Below are 20,800 nucleotides of genomic sequence, written 5' to 3'. Positions count from 1 at the left end.
AGCGAGCTCACTCCCACAGGCTTGCTCAGCGTGTGACAACTGCAACACAAGCGAAATCACGGGCAAGCGCGCTCACACAGGGCGGGCAAATCTCGCGCAAACAAAAACGCCCGGTATAAACCGGGCGTTTTTGTTAAGACCTGTTAGCGGGCGCGGTAGGTGATGCGCCCTTTGCTCAAGTCGTAGGGCGTCAGTTCAACGCGGACCTTATCGCCGGTAAGAATACGAATGTAGTTCTTGCGCATCTTGCCGGAGATGTGCGCGGTTACGACGTGCCCATTTTCCAACTCCACACGGAACATGGTGTTGGGCAGGGTGTCGACGACAGTGCCTTCCATTTCGAAGCTGTCTTCTTTCGACATGCAGTAAAGCCCTCGGTATCCAATGAATGGCCCGGTGCAAACGGCAGCCAGGCAAAAGCGGGCTGCATTGTGCCCGAAAAGTGGGGTTCAAGCCAAGGGATTCAGTAAAGAGTGACCCATCTTTGATTGGTCAACAGCTCGATGGGGCGATATTGGGTCTTGTAATTCATCTTTTTGCAGTTCTTGATCCAGTAACCCAGGTACACCGCATGCAGCCCGAGACGAGCGGCTTCGGCAATTTGCCAAAGGATTGCGTAGCGTCCCAGGCTGCGACGCTCCTCCGCGGGTTCATAAAACGTGTACACCGCCGAAAGGCCGTTTGGCAGCATGTCGGTCACCGCGACAGCGAGAAGGCGCTCCTTCAGGCGGAACTCGTAGAAGCGGCAGAAGGGCAGATCCCGTACCAGAAAGGTCGAGAACTGATCGCGACTGGGTGGGTACATGTCGCCATCTGCGTGACGCTCTTCGATGTATCGCTGGTACAAGTCAAAATATTCTTCGCTGAAGTGCGGCTTGGTGCTGGACACTTCGATGTCGGCGTTTTTCTTGAAAATACGTTTTTGCTGACGATCGGGTACGAAAAGTCCCACCGGAATACGGGCGGGCACGCAGGCACTGCAGTTCTGGCAGTGCGGGCGATAGAGATGATCGCCACTGCGACGAAACCCCATGTCGGAAAGGTCGGCATAGACCTGAACATCCATTGGCTGACTGGGATCGAGGAACAGCGTTGTGGCTTGCTCTTCGGGCAGGTAGCTGCAGGAGTGGGGTTGAGTGGCATAGAACTTAAGCCGCGCCAGCTCGGTCATGATCAACCCTCGAGAAAAACTATAGGTGAGAGTGTATGCCAGCCGAATCAAACTCGCCTAGGTAACCAGTCGGCGGAATTTGTCAGATCCAGGTGTTTGTTCAAGTAGGCAGCGAACGCTTGCCGGGAAATCGAGCGGGCGCCCAGACTTTGCAGGTGCCGCGTCGGCATCTGGCAATCGATCAAAACAAAGCCCCAATCCTTGAGATGTTCGACCAGCGTTGCAAAACCGACCTTGGATGCATTGTCGGCGCGGCTGAACATCGACTCGCCGAAAAACAGCTGACCCATGGCCAGGCCGTACAGGCCGCCCACCAGCTCGCCGTTTTCCCGGACCTCGACGCTGTGGGCATGACCGCGTGCGTGCAATTCGATATACGCCGCCTGCATGGAGTCTGTGATCCATGTACCGTCCGCGTAAGCGCGAGGCTCGGCACAGGCGCGTATGACCGCCGGGAAATCCTCATCGAAGCTCACCTGATAACGCTGCTGGCGCAGGACTTTGGCGAGACTGCGAGATACGTGCAGCTCGTCGGGAAACAGCACCGTACGCGGATCCGGTGACCACCATAAAATCGGCTGGCCCTGCTGGTACCACGGAAAACAGCCATGGCGGTAGGCCGCGATCAGTCGGTCAGCCGATAGATCACCCCCGCCAGCCAATAGCCCGTTCGGTTCGCGCATGGCCTTTTCAAGCGGCGGAAAATCGAGAGTGTCGCGTTGTAACCAGGTCAGCATGGCGTTCCGATTTCACGAGAGGGGAGAGGAGTGCAGGCACAGGTGCAACTACAGGCCGTGAATGCGGTCACAGGCGGTTGACCGTTGCTGCAATGGGGAAGTCTGGGCAGATTTATTCTCTTTACTCGAGTATGGCCATTGGACAGTTATTCAGTTCGGTACAAAGTGCGGCAGCAACAGGCTATAAGCCTTTGTCAGCTAAGAGAATGCGTGATCAAATCGCCCGGTGTCATCGATGCTTGAAGATCTGCAAGGTCCGCGCCAGACTATCGTGGCGTGCAGCGTGCAAATCCGTACAATGCCCGATGTTGTTTAACCTCATTTCAAGTCACCTGTCGAGCATACGTTCAACCTTCGTTGGCGTTTCGCGATGATCAGGAATCGGTCGGCACTATTTCGTCGATGCAGTCGTACATAGTCAACCACCAGTAGATGTTCGCGCTAGCGCGCAGGAATTGAAGCGTTTTGAAGAAATCCACCGTAGCACCCAGCCCCGTACCGCTCTGGCGGCAGCATTTGCACTACCGACTCAAGGAAGGTGCGCTGATCGCATTCGGCTTTCTGTGCCTGTACTTGATGATGGCCCTGTTGACCTACGACCAGGCCGACCCGGGCTGGAGTCACACCAGCAGTTCCGTGCAGGTGCAGAACGCCGCAGGTCGCGCCGGTGCGTTTTCCGCCGACATCCTGTTCATGGTGCTGGGCTACTTCGCTTACATCTTCCCGATCCTGCTGGGGGTCAAGGCGTATCAGGTATTTCGGCAGCGGCACGAACCGTGGCAGTGGAGCGGCTGGCTGTTTTCCTGGCGGATGATCGGTCTGGTGTTTCTGATTCTCTCTGGTGCTGCCCTCGCGCATATCCACTTTCATTCGGCCGCAGGTCTGCCAGGCTCTGCCGGCGGTGTGCTGGGAGAGGTCCTCGGGGACCTGGCCAAGCGTGCGCTGAACGTGCAGGGCAGCACCTTGCTGTTCATCGCATTGTTCCTGTTCGGTCTGACCGTATTCACCGATCTGTCCTGGTTCAAGGTCATGGACACCACTGGCAAGATCACCCTGGACCTTTTCGAGCTGTTCCAGGGCGCGATCAATCGCTGGTGGACGGACCGCAACGAGCGCAAGCAGATGGTCGCTCAACTTCGCGAGGTCGACATGCGGGTCGACGAGGTCGTCGCGCCCGTGGTGCCGGACCGTCGTGAGCAAGCCAGGGCCAAGGAGCGGCTGATCGAGCGCGAACAGGCGCTGAGCGAGCATATGACCGCGCGTGAGAAGCACATTCCAGCGGTGATCGCGCCCGCTCCGGCCAAACCGCCCGAGCCAAGCAAGCGTATTCAGAAAGAGAAACAGGTACCGTTGTTCGTCGACAGCGCCGTGGAAGGCACCTTGCCGCCCATTTCCATCCTCGACCCGGCCGAGAAGAAACAGCTCAACTATTCGCCTGAGTCCCTCGCCGCAGTGGGGCATCTGCTCGAGATCAAGCTCAAGGAATTCGGCGTCGAGGTTTCGGTAGACTCGATCCATCCGGGTCCTGTGATTACGCGCTACGAAATCCAGCCAGCCGCCGGCGTGAAGGTCAGCCGCATCGCCAACCTGGCCAAGGACCTTGCGCGTTCTCTGGCGGTGACCAGCGTGCGCGTGGTCGAAGTGATTCCGGGCAAGACCACCGTGGGTATCGAGATTCCCAACGAAGACCGGCAGATCGTGCGCTTCTCCGAGGTCCTGTCGACGCCTGAGTATGACGACGCCAAATCACCGGTTACCCTGGCCCTGGGTCATGACATCGGCGGCAAGCCGGTGATCACTGATCTGGCCAAGATGCCGCACTTGCTGGTGGCCGGTACCACCGGTTCCGGTAAGTCGGTGGGCGTGAACGCGATGATCCTGTCGATACTGTTCAAGTCCGGTCCGGATGACGCCAAGCTGATCATGATCGACCCGAAGATGCTCGAACTGTCGATCTATGAGGGCATCCCGCACCTGCTATGCCCGGTGGTAACTGACATGAAGGACGCCGCCAACGCCTTGCGCTGGTCGGTGGCCGAGATGGAACGGCGCTACAAATTGATGGCCAAGATGGGCGTACGTAATCTGTCGGGCTTCAACCATAAGGTCAAAGAGGCCGAAGACGCCGGCACACCGCTTTCAGATCCGCTTTATCACCGCGAAAGCATTCATGACGAGGCGCCACTGCTGACCAAGCTGCCGACCATCGTCGTGGTGGTCGACGAATTCGCCGACATGATGATGATCGTCGGCAAGAAGGTCGAAGAACTGATTGCGCGTATCGCGCAGAAGGCCCGTGCGGCGGGTATCCACCTGATTCTTGCGACCCAGCGTCCATCGGTCGACGTGATCACCGGTCTGATCAAGGCCAACATTCCGACCCGCATGGCGTTCCAGGTGTCGAGCAAGATCGACTCACGGACGATCATCGACCAGGGTGGCGCCGAACAATTGCTTGGCCACGGTGACATGCTCTACATGCCGCCGGGCACCAGTCTGCCGATCCGGGTTCATGGCGCGTTCGTCTCCGACGATGAGGTTCACCGCGTCGTCGAGGCCTGGAAGCTGCGCGGCACGCCTAACTACAACGACGACATTCTCGCGGGCGTCGAAGAGGCCGGCAGCGGCTTTGAAGGCAGTGGCGGCGGTGGCGACGGCGACGATAGCGAGAGCGATGCCTTGTACGACGAAGCGGTCAAGTTTGTGCTGGAAAGCCGCCGCGCTTCGATCTCCGCGGTACAGCGCAAGCTCAAGATTGGTTACAACCGCGCGGCGCGCATGATCGAAGCCATGGAAATGGCCGGTGTCGTGACCGCAATGAACACTAACGGCTCGCGGGAAGTGATTGCGCCAGCCCCCATGCGTGACTGACACTTCGTTTGTCGCGAGTCCAAATGGCGCCTGATGGCGCCATTTGGCCTTAACTGAACTTCTAAGAGGAATCCCATGCGTCTTATCCGCATGTTGTTGGTATCTGCAGTGGCTTTTTCCGCTATCCCGGCCCACGCCGACAGCAAGGACGTGGCGCGTCTGACTCAACTGCTGGAAAACTCGAAAACCCTCACTGGCAACTTCTCCCAGTTGACCCTGGATGGCGGCGGTACGCAGTTGCAGGAAACTTCGGGCGAAATGACCCTGCAGCGTCCCGGCCTGTTCTACTGGCACACTAATGCGCCTCAGGAGCAGACGATGGTTTCCGATGGCAAGAAGGTCACGCTGTGGGACCCGGACCTGGAGCAGGTCACTATCAAGACCCTCGATCAGCGCCTGACCCAGACGCCCGCCTTGCTGTTGTCCGGTGACGTGTCGAAAATCAGCGAAAGCTTCGATATCACCGCCAAGGAAGCGGGGGGCGTGATCGATTTCGTGCTCAAGCCCAAGTCCAAGGACACCCTGTTCGACAACCTGCGCCTGTCCTTCCGCAACGGCATGATCAATGACATGCAACTGATCGACAGCGTCGGCCAGCGCACCAACATCCTGTTCACTGGCGTCAAGGCCAACGAGCCTGTCGCAGCGAGCAAATTCCAGTTCCAGATCCCGAAGGGCGCTGACGTCATTCAGGAATAAGAGGTTCGAGTGTCCAGCATGGACCTGTTCAGCAGTGAGCCGATTGCCCAGCCTCTGGCCGCACGATTGCGTGCGACCAATCTGGATGAATACGTCGGCCAACAGCATCTGCTCGCCCACGGCAAGCCCCTGCGAGAAGCGCTGGAGCAGGGCGCGCTGCACTCGATGATTTTCTGGGGCCCGCCCGGCGTGGGCAAAACCACGTTGGCGCGGCTTCTGGCGAAAGTCTCGGACGCGCACTTCGAGACCGTTTCGGCGGTGCTGGCGGGGGTCAAGGAAATTCGTCACGCGGTGGAAATCGCCAAGCAGCAGGCGGGTCAATATGGCCGCCGCACTATCCTGTTCGTTGACGAAGTGCATCGCTTCAACAAGTCGCAGCAGGATGCGTTTCTGCCTTACGTCGAAGACGGCACGCTGATCTTCATCGGCGCTACCACCGAAAACCCGTCGTTCGAGCTGAACAACGCGCTGTTGTCCCGCGCCCGGGTGTATGTGCTCAAGAGCCTCGATGAGGCGGCGCTGCGTCAGTTGGTCGACCGCGCGTTGACCGAAGAGCGTGGTCTGGGCAATCGTCATCTGACATTGGGCGATGAAGCTTTCAAGACATTGCTGGCCGCCGCCGATGGCGATGGTCGGCGGATGCTCAATCTGCTGGAAAACGCCTCTGATCTGGCCGAGGACGGCAGCGAGATCGAACCTGAACTTCTGCAGAGCCTTTTGGGTGACAGCCGTCGCCGTTTCGACAAGGGCGGCGAGGCGTTCTACGATCAGATTTCCGCCCTCCACAAATCCATTCGTGGCTCGAACCCCGATGCGGCGCTGTACTGGTTCGCGCGCATGATCGACGGCGGCTGCGACCCGCTTTATCTGGCCAGGCGTGTAGTGCGAATGGCCAGTGAAGACATCGGTAACGCCGATCCGCGTGCGCTTCCGCTGTGCATGTCCGCATGGGACGTGCAGGAACGACTGGGCAGCCCGGAAGGTGAACTGGCCGTGGCGCAGGCCATCGTTTATCTGGCCTGTGCGCCGAAAAGCAACGCGGTGTACATGGGCTTCAAGATGGCCATGCGTGAAGCGACCGAACACGGCTCGCTGGAGGTGCCGCTGCACTTGCGCAACGCGCCGACCAAACTGATGAAGCAACTGGGTTATGGCGAGGAATATCGCTACGCCCATGACGAGCCGGACGCCTACGCCGCAGGTGAAGACTACTTCCCTGACGAACTCGAACCACGTCAGTATTACCAGCCGGTGCCCCGTGGCCTGGAGCTGAAAATCGGCGAAAAGCTCAAACATCTGGCTGCGCTTGACCGCGCCAGCCCCCGCCAGCGGAGAAAATAGTGATTCAGTTGATTCTTGCCGTGTCCGCCGGGGGCGTGGCTGGTACATTATTGCGCTTTGCCACGGCGAACGTTGTCTCTGCGAACTGGCCACGCCATTTCTATACGGCAACTCTGGCCGTCAATCTGGTTGGTTGCCTGCTGATCGGTTTTCTGTATGGGCTGTTTCTGATTCGCCCGGACGTCCCGATCGAGCTGCGCGCTGGACTGATGGTGGGCTTTTTAGGTGGCCTGACGACGTTCTCGTCCTTTTCACTGGACACGATTCGTCTGCTGGAAAGCGGTCAAGCTCCCCTGGCCATCGGCTACGCCTTGATCAGCGTACTGGGCGGGCTGCTCGCGACCTGGGCTGGCCTGTCTTTGACCCGAATTTAATAAACCCGATTCAACAACGAGGCAACGATATGCTCGATTCCAAACTGTTACGTACCCAGCTTCAGGACGTAGCGGATCGCCTGGCTTCCCGTGGTTTCACACTGGACGTGGCCCGTATCGAAGCGCTGGAAAACCAGCGCAAGACTGTGCAGACCCGCACTGAGCAGCTCCAGGCTGAGCGTAACGCCCGTTCCAAATCCATCGGCCAGGCCAAGCAACGCGGTGAAGACATCGCGCCGTTGATGGCTGACATCGATCGCATGGCCGAAGAGCTGACCACCGGCAAGAAAGAGCTGGACGGCATTCAGTCCGAGCTCGATGCCATGCTGCTGAGCATGCCCAACCTGCCGCACGAATCGGTTCCGGTCGGCGCTGACGAAGAAGAAAACGTCGAAGTGCGTAAATGGGGCACGCCTGCTTCGTTCGACTTCCAGGTAAAGGATCACGTGGCGCTGGGCGAGAAGTTCGGCTGGCTGGATTTCGAAACCGCCGCCAAGCTCTCCGGCGCTCGATTCGCCCTGCTGCGTGGCCCGATCGCTCGTCTGCACCGCGCACTTGCGCAGTTCATGATCACCTTGCACATCAACGAACACGGCTATGAAGAGGCCTATACGCCTTACCTGGTCCAGGCGCCTGCGCTGCAAGGCACTGGCCAGTTGCCGAAGTTCGAAGAAGACCTGTTTAAAATCGCGCGCGAAGGCGAGGCGGATCTATACCTGATCCCGACCGCTGAAGTGTCGCTGACCAACATCGTCGCTGGCGAGATTATCGACGCCAGGCAGTTGCCGTTGAAGTTCGTCGCTCATACTCCGTGCTTCCGCAGCGAGGCCGGTGCCTCCGGTCGTGATACCCGCGGCATGATCCGTCAGCACCAGTTCGACAAGGTCGAGATGGTGCAGATCGTCGAGCCTGAGAAATCCATGGAAGCGCTGGAGGGCCTGACCGGCAACGCCGAGCGTGTTCTGCAACTGCTGGAATTGCCGTATCGCGTACTGTCGCTTTGCACTGGAGACATGGGTTTCAGCGCCGTGAAAACCTACGACCTGGAAGTGTGGATTCCAAGTCAGGACAAATACCGCGAAATCTCCTCGTGCTCCAACTGCGGCGATTTCCAGGCTCGCCGCATGCAGGCCCGCTGGCGTAACCCGGAAACCGGCAAGCCTGAATTGGTTCATACCCTGAACGGTTCTGGCCTGGCGGTCGGTCGAACCTTGGTCGCCGTGCTGGAAAACTACCAGCAGGCCGACGGTTCGATCCGTGTGCCGGAGGTGCTGAAACCGTGGATGGGCGGCATCGAGGTCATCGGCTAAATGGAATATCTGCCGCTGTTCCATAACCTGCGGGGTGCCCGGGTGCTGGTGGTCGGCGGTGGCGAGATTGCCTTGCGCAAGTCTCGGCTGCTGGCCGACGCCGGGGCGGTCCTGCGGGTCGTTGCACCGGAGATCGGAACGGAGTTGCGCGAGCTGATCGACAGCAGCGGTGGCGAACAGATTCTGCGCGGCTACAGTGACGCGGATTTGAACGGTTGCGTGCTGATCATTGCCGCCACCGACGACGAACCGCTCAACGCCCAGGTTTCAACCGATGCCCGTCAGCGTGGAGTCCCGGTCAATGTGGTGGATGCGCCTGCCTTGTGCAGTGTCATCTTCCCAGCGATCGTCGATCGCTCGCCTTTGGTGATCGCTGTCTCCAGTGGCGGCGATGCGCCAGTGCTGGCGCGTCTGATTCGGGCCAAGCTGGAAAGCTGGATTCCGCCGACTTACGGCCACCTGGCGGGGCTGGCTGCGCGCTTTCGTCATCAGGTGAAGAACCTGTTTCCTAACGTTCAGCAGCGTCGGGCGTTTTGGGAGGACGTGTTTCAGGGGCCGATCGCTGATCGACAACTGGCCGGGCAGGGCGCTGAAGCCGAGCGGTTGCTGCAGGCCAAGATCGACGGCCAGGCGCCTGTTGCTACTGGCGAGGTTTACCTGGTGGGCGCAGGGCCCGGCGATCCGGACCTTCTGACCTTCAAGGCATTGCGCCTGATGCAACAGGCGGATGTCGTGCTTTACGACCGTCTGGTTGCACCGGCAATTCTTGAGTTGTGTCGGCGCGACGCTGACCGAATCTACGTTGGCAAGCAACGGGCCGACCATGCGCTGCCGCAGGATCAGATCAACCGACAGCTGGTTGCACTGGCCCAGCAGGGCAAGCGCGTGGTGCGCCTCAAGGGTGGCGACCCGTTCATATTTGGCCGTGGCGGCGAGGAAATAGAAGAGTTGGCCGCCCACGGGGTTCCGTTTCAGGTCGTACCGGGTATCACTGCGGCCAGTGGTTGCGCAGCGTATGCCGGGATTCCGCTGACCCATCGCGACTACGCGCAGTCGGTACGTTTCGTCACCGGCCATTTGAAAGACGGCACCACCGACCTGCCATGGAAAGATCTGGTTTCCCCTGCGCAGACCCTGGTGTTCTACATGGGGCTGATCGGGTTGCCGATCATCTGCAGCGAGCTAATCAAGTACGGCCGCGCAGCCGACACCCCGGCGGCGCTGATTCAGCAAGGTACGACCACCAACCAGCGCGTGTTTACCGGCACCTTGGCCAACCTGCCGCAGCTGGTGGCGGAGCATGAGGTTCATGCGCCGACGCTGGTAATCGTGGGGGAAGTGGTGATGCTGCGGGACAAGCTGGCGTGGTTCGAAGGGGCTCAGGCGAGCGTCTGATAGAGACGTGAGGCTGATTTGAATCGAAGCACTCAAACTGTAGGAGCCAGCTTGCTGGCGAACGCGTCGTGTCAGGCGATACATTCGTTCCTGACCCGGCGCATTCGCCGGCAAGCCGGCTCCCACGGGTTTCTGTTTACGCTCTACTTTTCTGCATAATCCCGCGTCCGCTCAATCGCCCGCGATCATGCTCGCCGCTGAAATCCTGAGCAGGCCCTTTGGGCACCACACCTGTTGGGTTGATGGTGGCATGGCTCGCGTAGTAGTGATGCTTGATGTGCACGAAATCCACTGTCTCGGCCACACCTGGTAGTTGATACATCTCACGCACCCAGTTGCTCAGGTTCGGGTAATCCGCGATACGTCGCAGGTTGCACTTGAAGTGGCCGTGGTAAACGGCATCGAAGCGAATCAGCGTGGTGAACAGCCGCACGTCGGCTTCGGTCAGGTACTCACCGGCCAGGTAACGCTTTTCACCCAGCAATTTTTCCAGAACATCCAACTCGGCAAACACGTCGTCAAACGCTGCCTCGTACGCGCCTTGCGCCGTCGCGAAGCCTGCGCGGTAAACGCCGTTATTCACCGCCGGGTAAATCGCGTCATTCAGCCGGTCGATCTCGGCACGCAACGCCTCGGGGTACAGGTCCAGAGGATTGCCGGTCAGCTCGTCGAACGCCGAATTGAACATGCGGATGATTTCTGAAGACTCGTTGCTGACAATGCATTGCAGCTTCTTGTCCCACAACGCCGGCACGGTTACGCGCCCCGTGTAGTCGGGGGTGTCCGCTAGATAACGTTGATACAAAAACCTGTGGCCATCGAGCGGATCACCGGTCGAACCGGTCTGCCGGTTGAAGGTCCATCCGTTTTCGCGCATCAGCCAGCTCACGACCGACACATCGATCAGGCTTTCCAGACCTTTGAGTTTGCGCACGATCAGCGTGCGGTGCGCCCATGGACACGCAAGCGAAACATAGAGGTGATAACGACCGACCTCGGCCTTGAAGCCGCCTTCGCCTGAAGGACCAGGGCGACCATCGGCGGTCACCCAATTGCGGCGTTGCGCCTGTTCGCGCTGAAACGCCCCATCGTCGCTGCTTTCATACCACTGGTCCTGCCAGCGTCCTTCGACCAGAAGGCCCATGTCTGACTCCAAAAAATGTGTACGTGCGTACGTTGGAGATCAGTCTAAAGACAATCGTTCGGACAAATGACGCAAAGAGTCGGGAGTCATGATCTGCTAAATCGATCTGTTTCGATTAGCCCAATACTGCTCGGCGCGTTCGAAGGCTTCAGGGCGGGGCAGTCCCAGACCACGCAGGGCAAGCGCAATAGTGGCAATCAGCGCCAACTGCGGGTAGCTGTCCTGGACTTCGCCTTTCCAGATGCCGACGAGTTGCTGAGGATCCAGTGTCGCCGGTTTGACGTGCCGACGGTCGGACAGGGCCGGCCATTCTTCGTCCCAAGGCTGGCCATCGGTGGTGCCGTACAAATGGCTGATGGTGTCAGGGTTGATCTCCACTTCGCCGCCGTCGCCCTTGATCACAATGGCATGGTCGCCCAACAGGCTGCTGGCGTCGCGATGCACTGACTGATAACCGGGATGGAAGATGCTCTGCAGCCCACAGCGAGCGCCCAGCGGGTTGAGAATCCGCGCCAGTGAGTGAATCGGCGAACGCAAACCCAAGGTATTGCGCAGTTCGATCATGCGTTGCAGCTGCGGCGCCCAATCCCCTAGGGGAATGAAAGCGATATTGTGCCGTTCCAGCGCGTCGCCCACCGCCTCCCAGTTGCGGCACAGCGGAATACCCAACAGTCCCAACAGCTGCTCGCTGTAAAGGCGGCCAGCGGTGTGAGCGCCGGCACCGTGCATCAGTACCCGCACGCCATTCTCTGCCAGACATTTGGCCGCCAGCAAATACCACGGTAAATGGCGTTTTTTGCCAGCGTAAGTCGGCCAGTCGATATCCACTGTCAGCGCCGGGGCGGTCAGGCGCTCGCGCACCGCTTGGGTGAAGCCTGCCAGCTCTTCAGGGCTTTCTTCCTTGTGGCGAAGCAACATTAGGAACGCGCCAAGCTGGGTATCCTCGACTTTCTCATCGAGCACCATACCCATGGCTTCGCGGGCTTCTTCGCGGGTTAGGTTGCGTGCGCCGCGTTTGCCCTTGCCCAGGATGCGCACGAACTGCGCAAACGGGTGCTCTGCAGGCGTTTCGGTAACGAGGGGGGCGAATTCGGTCATAAGCAATTGGTCGGCTTTGGCAGGCCCGCCAACTTGGCGGCAAGTTTGGCGGGAGTGCCGTTGAACAGACGATTCAGGTACAGGCTGTTGCCTTTGTCGGCACCCAGTTTCAGCGCCGCATATTTCACCAGCGGGCGCGTCGCGGGAGACAGCTGGTATTGGGCATAGAAAGCCCGAAGCAGTTCGAGGATTTCCCAGTGATCGGGAGTCAGGGCAATGTCTTCTTCCAGCGCCAGGGCCTGGGCGACTTCGCTGGACCAGTCATGCAGGTCTCCGAGGTAGCCGTCCTTATCCAGCACGATGGTGCGCCCGTCGACGATAAGCTGTTTCATAGCCAGGTATTGACCTTGTCGTACTGCACCGACAGCTCGACGAATCCGGGGTAATCGACGCGGCTCACCCAATCGGGCAGCACCAGGTTTCGCGCCTTGGCGTCCTCTTCGAGGATGAACAGTTTGAGGCTGTCGGCTTTGGCGTCCAGCGCCTGACGCGCAGCCGTAGAGGCCGTCACCGCATAGGTGGCGTCGCCGCACAACAGAATTGCATCTTCGTGACCCAGCAGGCGCAGGCAGCTGCTCAAGCGTGAGTCGGCGAAAGGGGAGTGAGATAACACGTGCAAGGTCGACATCAGAAGGTAATCACTTGGTCATAGCGGTCAATGAGCGCGGCGATTTCCTGATCGCGCAGAACATGCAATGGCTCGATGCTCAGTTCGTTTGGCAACATGCCACGCTCGGCGAGGCTGGTGTGGCAGGCGAACAGGTCCTCGACGCCAAACATCGACAGTGCCTGAAGATTGGCGGTGATGTCCTTCTGCTGCAACAGGCTGGCGCTCTGGGAAGGCAGCAACTGCAATACACCGTCGTCCAGAAACAGCATCCCTAACGGCAAATCGAACGCGCCGCCGGCCAGAGCGATATCCAGCGCTTCGCGTGCGCTGGGCCCGGACCAGGGTGACTGGCGGCTGATAATCAGCAACGACTTCGCCATTTCAAGGCCCTCCGAAGCAGATCAAACGGTCTGCCGCTTGTACCGAATCATGCAATTGCCCCAGGCCCGACAACTCCCATGGCGCATAGAGATTCGCAGCAGGGCGCGAGTAGCGCTCGGCTTCTTCTCCGTTCAGAACTCCACGGCGCAGGGCGGCGGCGATGCAAACCACGCCATCGAGCTGATTATTCGTCACGAAGTCTCGCCATTGCGCGGGCACATCCAGTTCGTCCTGCGGGGTGACGATATTGGCGGACGCGCTGTGAACCCCGTCCTGATAAAAAAACAACCGCACGATTTCATGCCCAGCGGCCAGCACAGCCCGCGCGAACAGCAAGGCGCGGCGCGAGGAGGGCGCATGAGCGGGTGAATACAGGGCGATTGCGAACTTCATCGGGCGGCTCGATCAGCGAATGGCGGTGTGAATAGGGCCAATGATAAAGAATTCAAAGAGCCTACACATTAACCAGGCAACAAAAAGCCCGCCGAAGCGGGCTTTTTGTTGAGGCTGTAACGGTTGATCAGTCGTCGCGACCCATGATGCCGAAGATCTGCAACAGGCTGATGAACAGGTTGTAGATCGAAACATACAGGCTGATGGTCGCCATGATGTAGTTGCGCTCACCGCCGTGGATGATGGCGCTGGTCTGGAACAGGATGCAAACCGACGAGAACAGCACGAAGCCTGCGCTGATCGCCAGTTGCAGACCGCTGATCTGGAAGAACATGCTAGCCAGTACCGCCGCCAGCAGGACAAAAAAGCCTGCGGTGATGAAGCCGCCGAGGAAGCTCATGTCCTTGCGGGTGATCAGCACGTAGGCCGAAAGACCACCGAACACCAGCGCTGTCATCGCGAACGCCGAAGAAACGATCTCTGCGCCGCCCTGCATCCCCAGGTAACGGTTGAGGATCGGGCCAAGGATGAAGCCCATGAAGCCGGTCAGCGCAAACGCCGAAACCAGACCCCAGGCCGAATCGCGCAGCTTGTTAGTGAGGAAAAACAGACCGTAGAAACCGATCAGTACCACGAAGACGTTCGGGTAGCGCACATGCATCTGCTGTGCGACGAATGCCATGATGCCGCTGAAAGCTAGGGTCAGAGCCAGAAGGCCGTAAGTGTTGCGCAGGACGCGGCTAACCTCTAGCTGCTCGACCTGCACGCGGTTGTTGACTGCGTAATCCTGTTCGCGCATGGCGCTACTCCTGATGACTGGAATGGATGATTTGAAATCTCAAGTTGCAAAGATCATAACAGAGCGGTGGCAACACGCGAGGGAGAGAGTTTGACAGCTTGTTTCATTACGGTATTATGGCGCCCGCAACGCAATGGAGGTGTGGCCGAGTGGTTTAAGGCAGCAGTCTTGAAAACTGCCGACTGTAACAGGTCCCTGAGTTCGAATCTCTGCGCCTCCGCCATCTTTATACGAAAAAGCCCTGATTATTCAGGGCTTTTTCGTTTCTGGGATCGAATCCCAATGAAAGCACCAGCATGCCCGCAAACCGCCGAACAGTGCCTGACTCACCGTTCAGCAATCAGCCCAATCACCTTCCCGACAAGATCAGCGAGCGCTCGCAAAGCCTGTATCGGCCCCGGGGCTGAAAGATGTGGTGCATCCAGAATGGTCGCCTCCGTGGCCTATGGCCTTCGCGCAAAGGATTGGTCAGCGCTCGCGACAATGGCCAAACCGCCTTCAGCGATTGCGAACGATGGAACCACGGGCAGGTGAATTACGGCTGCACACCTGGGCTTTACGACCGGCCGCATCCCGGGCAGTATCCAGCGCTTTGAACCGTTTCAGGAGGCCCTTGTGACCACGTCCGGAATCAGCATCGACCGTTACGCGCCGGGTGACGAGAAAGGTATTGTGGAATTGATCGTACCTATTCAGCGCGAGGAGTTCGGGATTGCGATTGCCGCTGAAGATCAGCCCGATCTGATGCATATCCAGCCGTTCTATCAGACCGGCACGGGAGATTTCTGGGTGGCGCGAAATGACGGAGCGGTGATCGGAACGATCGGCCTCAAGGACATCGGCAAAGGCGAAGTCGCACTGCGCAAGATGTTCGTGGCCGCAGCTTGGCGCGGACGCGAATTCGGTGTGGCCAGAAAGCTGCTTGAGTGCTTGATCGCGGCTGCGAAAACCCGTGGAGTGCGAAGGATTTATCTGGGAACCACCGCTAAGTTCCTTGCTGCACACCGTTTCTATGAGAAGCATGGCTTCGAGCTGATCGATCAGCAGGATCTGCCAGACAGCTTTCCTTTGATGATGGTCGACACCCGGTTCTATGCATTGGCATTGTGATATTGCGAATACTTCGTCGCGGCTGAATCCCCTTCACAGCCGGAGGTCTCTAGCCTAGGCGCTCATCAAATCCCTGCGTTCGAGCGCCCTGGGAGAGATCATGCTCAGTTATCTGTTCATCGGCGCGAATGATATCGACGCCTCAGCGCGTTTCTACGACGCGATCCTGCTGCCCTTGGGTTATGAGAAAGAATCGTCTGACGGTCAGCACAGCTACTCGCTGTCAGACATTGAAGATAAATCCAACGGCCCTGGCACCGTTCATGTTGCCAAACCATTCGACGGACAACCCGCCACTGTTGGAAATGGAATGATGCCGGCGTTCCGCGCAGACTCCAGAAACCAGGTCGAGAACGTACACGCAGCTGGCTTGGCCAATGGCGGGGCGGATGAGGGCAGCCCGGGAACACGGGCTGCGTACACGGCAGGGTTTTATGTCGCCTACTTGCGCGACCCGGTCGGAAACAAAGTGGCGGTTTTCTTCAGCAGTTGAGGGCGGCCATTCCGAAGTTTTCGGCGTGGGGCGAGTGGGCCGCGGTAGCCGATGGCAAACTCTGCTATCGACATGCTGCCGCCCACTGACTTACCTGATCATCGGTTATGCAGCAGGATGGAGAAGTTCAACGCGGCTGCGACGCTGAGCCAGATGAGGTAGGGGAACAGGATAAGTCCGGTTATCAGATCCAGCTGTATGGCGATGACCACCATGGTCGCCACAACCAGCCAGAGCAGCGATAGGATGACCATGCCAGCGAAGATGCGGTGGGCGCCGAAGAACACTGGCGTCCACAGGGTGTTGAGCGCAATCTGGGTCGCCCATAACGCCAGAACGGTCTGGCTGCCGGGTATCAGGCTCAAGCGATACCCCGCCCAGGCGAGGAGCAGGTAGATCGTGGTCCAGGCGAGCGGAAACACCCAGTTCGGCGGGGTAAAGCCAGGTTTTTGCAGGCTGTCGTACCAGCTGCCGGGCTTGAAAATGATGCCGGTACTGGCTGCAGCGCAGCAGGCAACGAGGAAAATATAGAAGGTCATCTGGGATCCTTGGCTAGAGCAATCGGGATTCAGAGGGCCACGTCGGCCGTCACTGGATTGGATGCCTATCAAGCCGAAAAGTCCTTACACAGATCCCGGATTGATCCGTCCGGCGCTTGGTTTTGCGCCGCGTTGTATTGCTGGTATCGAAAACGCCCGCAAGGTGAGGTGTAACCGGACATTATCAGGTGTCGGATTCGCCCAACGATGCATACCAGTCTGCGTACGGCGTATTGGCGGCCTTATGTTTGTTGAAGTCGGGCGCACCGTCATCCCACCAGACCGGGCCACGCTCTCCAAGCGCGACCTTGGCTGCATTGACGTCCTTCCTCGCCGCCTTTAATTGCGCTGGGTCATCTGAGGCTTTCGCCGCCTTGACCGCCCGCCGCGCTGCCATGAGCTCATTCACCAGCCGCTGACGGTCGCCTTCGTCGAGCGCAGGATTGGAGCAACGCCACAGCTGTCCTTTGACCACGAAATAGCGGCCATCGGGTGTAGTGGGGTTCATGTCGGGGGGCTCCCTGGGTTGGCCGTTCATTTCTGTAGTCGATTAATAGCTGCCGATGCTGCTGCGGTCGATCTGTGCGCAACGTCCCGGCGAATGAACTGTGGCGCTGCCCCGCGGCCTTAACCTTACAGCCAGCCCAGGAGGCATCCCATGAACAATGATCAATTCAATCAGTACGATACGGAACGCTTGCACCAGAAAGTTGCACAGGAGCTGGGCATCACCGCCGATGAGCTGAAAACCTGGATGATCAACGACATCGAGCGGGTCACCGAGGGCGGCAACGAAGTGGGCCACATGGTGATATTCCGCGAGTCGACCCCATCAGAAATCCTCGACAAACTTCAGCACCGGCAAAGCCAGTTCACCGCCATGACGGGTGTGATCAAACTCGAATAGCTGTGTGAAGTCCGCTGTTGCACTGCCAACTGGGGCGTGCGCACTCTGGTGCTATGTCGCTGCGTTGGCAGTTTCGCCAACGTGATCAGCATAGGTTCTTCAACGTCCTTTAAGGGAGCCATGAATCTTATTGGGCATCCAGCCACGGCTGTTCCTGATGCGAAAGACATGGTTCCCTGCCTGAATCGAAGAGCGCATTCGGCATCAGGATTGGCGTGAACTGCGCCGTAGGAAAGGTGCCCAATGTGGTAACTATCGGAGGACACCTGCCATGAGCGAAGACAAAAAAGCACCACCGAAAGAAGACGTTCCTGCTCACTCCACCGAGGAAGAGAAGGAACGCCTCAAGGACTTCAACAAGGACGGAATTCCGCCGGGGTCGAGCTGATTGAATCAGCGATAGCGCTCAAGCCAGTGCGCATAAGGCGCGGGCAGGGTCCAGGACGCTTTGTCCACGCCCAGTTCCTTGGCGGCAAAGTACGCCCAGTGCGGATCGGCCAGATGGGCGCGTCCCACCGACACCAAGTCCAGCTGACCCGCCTGGAGTGCGGTTTGCGCCAGTTGTGGAGTGCCGAAGCCCCAGGCAGAGGTCACTGGCAGACCGGTTTCACGGCGCACCCGTTCGGCCACCGGGCCCATGAAGGCCGGGCCCCAGGGAATGTTGGTTTCCGGGATGGTGAAGCCGACGCTGACGCTCAACAGGTCCAGACCTCCCTCCTTGAAGCGGCGGGCGAGCTCAATCGACTCGGTGAGGGTTTGTTCATCCCGGCCGTCGTACTCGATGACGCCGAACCGCGCAGTCAGTGGCAGATTCTCCGGCCACACTTCACGAACTGCGGCCAGCGTTTCCAGCAGGAAACGGCTGCGGTTCTCAAAGCTGCCACCGTAGGCATCGGTACGCTGGTTAGAATGCTCGGAAAAGAAGCTCTGACCCAGATAACCGTGGGCGAAGTGCAATTCGATCCACTCGAAACCGGCTTCGCGGGCGCGGCGCGCAGCATCAACGAAGTCCTGACGTACGCGGGCGATGTCAGCCAGCGTCATTTCCTCGGGCACCTTCGGCAGGTTGGCGCCGAACGCGATCGGGGAGGGGCCGATGGTTTTCCAGCCGCGGGGGTCGTTTTCGGCAATGTGATCATCGCCTTCCCATGGACGGTTGGCGCTTGCCTTGCGTCCTGCGTGGGCGATCTGGATGCCGGGCACGGCGCCCGCAGCCTTGATCGCCTTCACCGCCGGAACAAACGCTTGGGCGTGTTCGTCGCTCCAGATGCCGGCGCAGCCAGGGGTGATACGGCCTTCCGGGGAGACCGCCGTGGCCTCGACCACGACCAAACCCGCGCCGCCACGTGCCATGCTGGCAAGGTGTACCTGGTGCCAATCATTGATCACGCCATTGTCGGCCATGTATTGACACATCGGCGGGATAGCGATGCGGTTACGCAGGGTGACGTCCTTCAGGGAGAACGGCTCGAACAGTGCTGACATGGGTAGACTCCTGGTGGGAATGTTTCGCTAGTTCGATAGTATTCGAAATATGGCGTTCGTTGGAAGCCCTCGCTATGATGCGAACATGCGTGCCTTCAAACACCCCATCCCATCCGACTTTGCCCTCGAGCGCCTGCTTTACGCGCTGAGCGACCCTGTGCGGCTTGAAATCGTTCGCTGCCTGGCGGGCGTAGACGAAGCGTCTTGTGGGGACTTGGATGGCGGTCGGCCGAAGTCCACGATGTCCCACCATTTCCGGGTATTGCGTGATGCCGGGCTGGTCCACACGCGCAACGTCGGTACTACGCACATGAACTCATTGCGCGCCGAGGAACTCGATCTTCGGTTTCCCGGGCTGCTGCGCAGTATTCTTGCGCAAGCCTGAGCAACTATTGCCCCAAGGCATTTCCAGCACTATCCCTCTACCTCAGCGGCAGCCTCTGAAGTATCCGCTCAGCGTCGACGTCAAGGCGGGTCTGGCGCAACCGGATGCGCGAGATTCGAGCGTATTCCCGTCAAGATTGTTTCCAACAGGTCGCTTTGCCGGGGTTTTGTCTAATCAGCGATTTGACTATAAGTAAGGGCAAGCGCGTCAGGCCCTCTGAAAAACCGCCCCGAACGCTTACAATCGGCCCCTCCACCGCACCCCTGACAAAACCAGGCAGTATATGGCGCTCGATCCCATCACGATGTTGACCCTCTCGATTGCTCTCGCCGCAGCGGCATCGTTGTATCTGGCTGCGGAGTGGCGCCATGTCCGGGAAGCTTCGCTGCTGTTCTGGAGTGCAGGGTTTGCCACGATCACGGTTGGGTGCATGCTCGCGTTGCTGCGCAGCAGCGGCATTCTGCTGATCGGTATATGGTTCGCCAATGGCTTGTTGGTGACCGCGCACTGGCTGTTTCTGCTGGGAGTAGTGAGGTTTACCCAGGCGCGGCTATGGCGAGGCTGGTATCTGATTTTCGTGGTGTGGGTGGGGATGTTGTTGCTGCCTGAGGCACCGTGGTGGTCGAAGGTCATGCTGCTGGTCAATTCGTCGCTGATCGCGCTGATGATGTTCAAGGCCAGCCTGCTTTTGCGTCCCCACGGCAAATCACTGAGCGTCGGCGCGGGGCAGTTGCGTTATGTGTTGCTGGGTCATGGGCTTTTCTATCTAGCCAAGGCAATCACGGCGGCAGTGCCGGGCACGTTGATCGATCTTGCGGCATTCCGCGGAGAAATCATCCAGATTTCCCTGGTGGAGGGAGCGATAGCGATCATGTTGATCGCGCTGTCAATGACCGGGTCCGAGCGCTACCGCCGAGAGAAACGTATCGAACGTCTGGCCGCCCGCGATCCGCTGACGGCGCTTTACAATCGGCGTGCGCTGGAAGTTCGCGCACCGCGTCTGCTCGAAGATGTTTCGGCATCACGGGCCGGGGCTTTACTGCTGATCGATATCGACAACTTCAAATCGGTCAATGACCTTTACGGGCATACGGCGGGCGACCGGTTGCTGGTCGTGCTCAGCGAAATGATTCGTTCGGTCTTGCCCGACGGCGCGCTGGCGGCCCGGCTCGGTGGTGATGAATTCGTGATGCTGCTAAGCAACACCTCCAGCGAGCGAATCGTCGCGTTGGGCAACACCCTGCGTGAACGGTTTCACGAAGCGGCGTCTCAGGCGTTCGCGACACCGGACGCGGTGACCCTGAGCATCGGCGCTACCGTGTTCGACCAACCTCCGGCCAGCCTGGGCGCCCTGATAGAGCAGGGTGACGCGACGCTCTACGAATCCAAGCGCGGCGGGCGCGACAGCGTTCGCCTGGTCGATCGAACCCACGCGAGCGAAATCGCCCTGCAGACGCCGTAGACGTCCATTCCTGCAACCATGTACTTGGTCTGAATCTCCGCACAGGCCTGCGCTTGTGGTCTAAACATTGCTACGACCCTGGGGCAGGGGGCCGCA

Annotated in this window: 24 protein-coding genes and 1 tRNA gene; 12 read left to right on the top strand and 13 right to left on the bottom strand. The window is 59.1% G+C overall.

What is annotated here, in order from left to right:
* Positions 1-143: 143 nt before the first annotated feature.
* The 3 genes from infA to aat form a co-directional block, all read right to left on the bottom strand.
* Positions 144-362: a translation initiation factor IF-1 gene (gene infA / locus ACRER8_RS03330; protein ID WP_002553999.1), complete on the bottom strand. Its 219-nt coding sequence runs from the start codon at positions 360-362 to the stop codon at positions 144-146.
* A 101-nt stretch (positions 363-463) separates the two neighbouring features.
* Entirely contained in the window at positions 464-1,171 is a 708-nt protein-coding gene (locus ACRER8_RS03325; RefSeq protein WP_431744929.1) for an arginyltransferase, read from the bottom strand.
* Between the two features lie 47 nt (positions 1,172-1,218).
* Positions 1,219-1,908 carry a leucyl/phenylalanyl-tRNA--protein transferase gene (aat, locus tag ACRER8_RS03320; RefSeq protein WP_431744928.1) on the bottom strand — a complete coding sequence of 230 codons (690 nt, stop codon included), beginning with the start codon at positions 1,906-1,908 and terminating at the stop codon, positions 1,219-1,221.
* A gap of 465 nt (positions 1,909-2,373) precedes the next feature.
* Between aat and ftsK the strand changes: the two genes are divergently transcribed.
* The 6 genes from ftsK to cysG all read left to right on the top strand — a co-directional run bounded on the left by ftsK (position 2,374) and on the right by cysG (position 9,898).
* Positions 2,374-4,779, top strand: a complete 2,406-nt coding sequence (gene ftsK / locus ACRER8_RS03315) for a DNA translocase FtsK (protein ID WP_431744927.1) — start codon at positions 2,374-2,376, stop codon at positions 4,777-4,779.
* Between the two features lie 75 nt (positions 4,780-4,854).
* A complete protein-coding gene (gene lolA / locus ACRER8_RS03310; protein ID WP_431744926.1) occupies positions 4,855-5,478 on the top strand; it encodes an outer membrane lipoprotein chaperone LolA in 624 nt (207 codons plus the stop codon).
* An 18-nt stretch (positions 5,479-5,496) separates the two neighbouring features.
* A complete protein-coding gene (locus ACRER8_RS03305) occupies positions 5,497-6,819 on the top strand; it encodes a replication-associated recombination protein A (RefSeq protein WP_431744971.1) in 1,323 nt (440 codons plus the stop codon).
* Complete coding sequence (gene crcB, locus ACRER8_RS03300) at positions 6,819-7,193, top strand: fluoride efflux transporter CrcB (RefSeq protein ID WP_431744925.1); 375 nt, start codon at positions 6,819-6,821, stop codon at positions 7,191-7,193. Before ACRER8_RS03305 ends, crcB begins: the two co-directional genes overlap by 1 nt.
* Positions 7,194-7,222: 29 nt before the next feature.
* A complete protein-coding gene (serS, locus tag ACRER8_RS03295; RefSeq protein WP_431744924.1) occupies positions 7,223-8,503 on the top strand; it encodes a serine--tRNA ligase in 1,281 nt (426 codons plus the stop codon).
* Complete coding sequence (cysG, locus tag ACRER8_RS03290; RefSeq protein ID WP_431744923.1) at positions 8,504-9,898, top strand: siroheme synthase CysG; 1,395 nt, start codon at positions 8,504-8,506, stop codon at positions 9,896-9,898.
* A 136-nt stretch (positions 9,899-10,034) separates the two neighbouring features.
* Here the strand turns inward: cysG and ACRER8_RS03285 are convergent, their stop codons facing one another.
* The 7 genes from ACRER8_RS03285 to ACRER8_RS03255 all read right to left on the bottom strand — a co-directional run bounded on the left by ACRER8_RS03285 (position 10,035) and on the right by ACRER8_RS03255 (position 14,323).
* Positions 10,035-11,042: a glutathione S-transferase family protein gene (locus ACRER8_RS03285; RefSeq protein ID WP_431744922.1), complete on the bottom strand. Its 1,008-nt coding sequence runs from the start codon at positions 11,040-11,042 to the stop codon at positions 10,035-10,037.
* Positions 11,043-11,138: 96 nt separating this feature from the next.
* Entirely contained in the window at positions 11,139-12,140 is a 1,002-nt protein-coding gene (locus tag ACRER8_RS03280) for a glycosyl transferase family protein (RefSeq protein WP_431744921.1), read from the bottom strand.
* Positions 12,137-12,472 carry a TusE/DsrC/DsvC family sulfur relay protein gene (locus ACRER8_RS03275; RefSeq protein WP_431744920.1) on the bottom strand — a complete coding sequence of 112 codons (336 nt, stop codon included), beginning with the start codon at positions 12,470-12,472 and terminating at the stop codon, positions 12,137-12,139. Before ACRER8_RS03275 ends, ACRER8_RS03280 begins: the two co-directional genes overlap by 4 nt.
* The gene (gene tusB / locus ACRER8_RS03270) at positions 12,469-12,768 is read right to left on the bottom strand and encodes a sulfurtransferase complex subunit TusB (protein ID WP_431744919.1); all 300 of its coding nucleotides are present in this window, start codon (positions 12,766-12,768) and stop codon (positions 12,469-12,471) included. Before tusB ends, ACRER8_RS03275 begins: the two co-directional genes overlap by 4 nt.
* A complete protein-coding gene (gene tusC / locus ACRER8_RS03265) occupies positions 12,768-13,130 on the bottom strand; it encodes a sulfurtransferase complex subunit TusC (RefSeq protein ID WP_431744918.1) in 363 nt (120 codons plus the stop codon). The genes tusB and tusC overlap by 1 nt, the downstream gene beginning before the upstream one ends.
* Position 13,131: 1 nt before the next feature.
* Positions 13,132-13,524: a sulfurtransferase complex subunit TusD gene (tusD, locus tag ACRER8_RS03260; protein WP_431744917.1), complete on the bottom strand. Its 393-nt coding sequence runs from the start codon at positions 13,522-13,524 to the stop codon at positions 13,132-13,134.
* Positions 13,525-13,651: 127 nt separating this feature from the next.
* Positions 13,652-14,323 (bottom strand): Bax inhibitor-1/YccA family protein, encoded by a 672-nt coding sequence (locus tag ACRER8_RS03255; protein WP_431744916.1) that lies wholly within the window; start codon positions 14,321-14,323, stop codon positions 13,652-13,654.
* A gap of 135 nt (positions 14,324-14,458) precedes the next feature.
* Here ACRER8_RS03255 and ACRER8_RS03250 point away from each other — a divergent pair.
* The 3 genes from ACRER8_RS03250 to ACRER8_RS03240 all read left to right on the top strand — a co-directional run bounded on the left by ACRER8_RS03250 (position 14,459) and on the right by ACRER8_RS03240 (position 15,926).
* Positions 14,459-14,546, top strand: a tRNA-Ser gene (locus ACRER8_RS03250).
* A gap of 392 nt (positions 14,547-14,938) precedes the next feature.
* The gene (locus tag ACRER8_RS03245; RefSeq protein ID WP_431744915.1) at positions 14,939-15,433 is read left to right on the top strand and encodes a GNAT family N-acetyltransferase; all 495 of its coding nucleotides are present in this window, start codon (positions 14,939-14,941) and stop codon (positions 15,431-15,433) included.
* 100 nt (positions 15,434-15,533) lie between these two features.
* Positions 15,534-15,926: a VOC family protein gene (locus tag ACRER8_RS03240; RefSeq protein ID WP_431744914.1), complete on the top strand. Its 393-nt coding sequence runs from the start codon at positions 15,534-15,536 to the stop codon at positions 15,924-15,926.
* 98 nt (positions 15,927-16,024) lie between these two features.
* Here ACRER8_RS03240 and tspO read toward each other — a convergent pair whose 3' ends face one another.
* Complete coding sequence (tspO, locus tag ACRER8_RS03235) at positions 16,025-16,465, bottom strand: tryptophan-rich sensory protein TspO (protein ID WP_431744913.1); 441 nt, start codon at positions 16,463-16,465, stop codon at positions 16,025-16,027.
* Between the two features lie 184 nt (positions 16,466-16,649).
* Entirely contained in the window at positions 16,650-16,973 is a 324-nt protein-coding gene (locus ACRER8_RS03230; RefSeq protein WP_431744912.1) for a hypothetical protein, read from the bottom strand.
* A 150-nt stretch (positions 16,974-17,123) separates the two neighbouring features.
* On the opposite strand from ACRER8_RS03230, the gene ACRER8_RS03225 reads away from it, so the two are divergent.
* Positions 17,124-17,372 carry a hypothetical protein gene (locus ACRER8_RS03225; RefSeq protein WP_431744911.1) on the top strand — a complete coding sequence of 83 codons (249 nt, stop codon included), beginning with the start codon at positions 17,124-17,126 and terminating at the stop codon, positions 17,370-17,372.
* A gap of 393 nt (positions 17,373-17,765) precedes the next feature.
* Here the strand turns inward: ACRER8_RS03225 and ACRER8_RS03220 are convergent, their stop codons facing one another.
* Positions 17,766-18,857 (bottom strand): NADH:flavin oxidoreductase/NADH oxidase, encoded by a 1,092-nt coding sequence (locus ACRER8_RS03220; RefSeq protein WP_431744910.1) that lies wholly within the window; start codon positions 18,855-18,857, stop codon positions 17,766-17,768.
* A 49-nt stretch (positions 18,858-18,906) separates the two neighbouring features.
* Between ACRER8_RS03220 and ACRER8_RS03215 the strand changes: the two genes are divergently transcribed.
* Positions 18,907-19,242 carry an ArsR/SmtB family transcription factor gene (locus ACRER8_RS03215; protein ID WP_431744909.1) on the top strand — a complete coding sequence of 112 codons (336 nt, stop codon included), beginning with the start codon at positions 18,907-18,909 and terminating at the stop codon, positions 19,240-19,242.
* A gap of 283 nt (positions 19,243-19,525) precedes the next feature.
* Entirely contained in the window at positions 19,526-20,704 is a 1,179-nt protein-coding gene (locus ACRER8_RS03210; protein ID WP_431744908.1) for a GGDEF domain-containing protein, read from the top strand.
* Positions 20,705-20,800 lie beyond the last annotated feature (96 nt).

The sequence above is a fragment of the Pseudomonas sp. genome (assembly GCF_050739935.1).
Lineage (GTDB): Bacteria > Pseudomonadota > Gammaproteobacteria > Pseudomonadales > Pseudomonadaceae > Aquipseudomonas.
The sequence above is the reverse complement of the archived record's forward strand: the minus strand, read 5'-3'. Positions and strand labels throughout refer to the sequence as shown.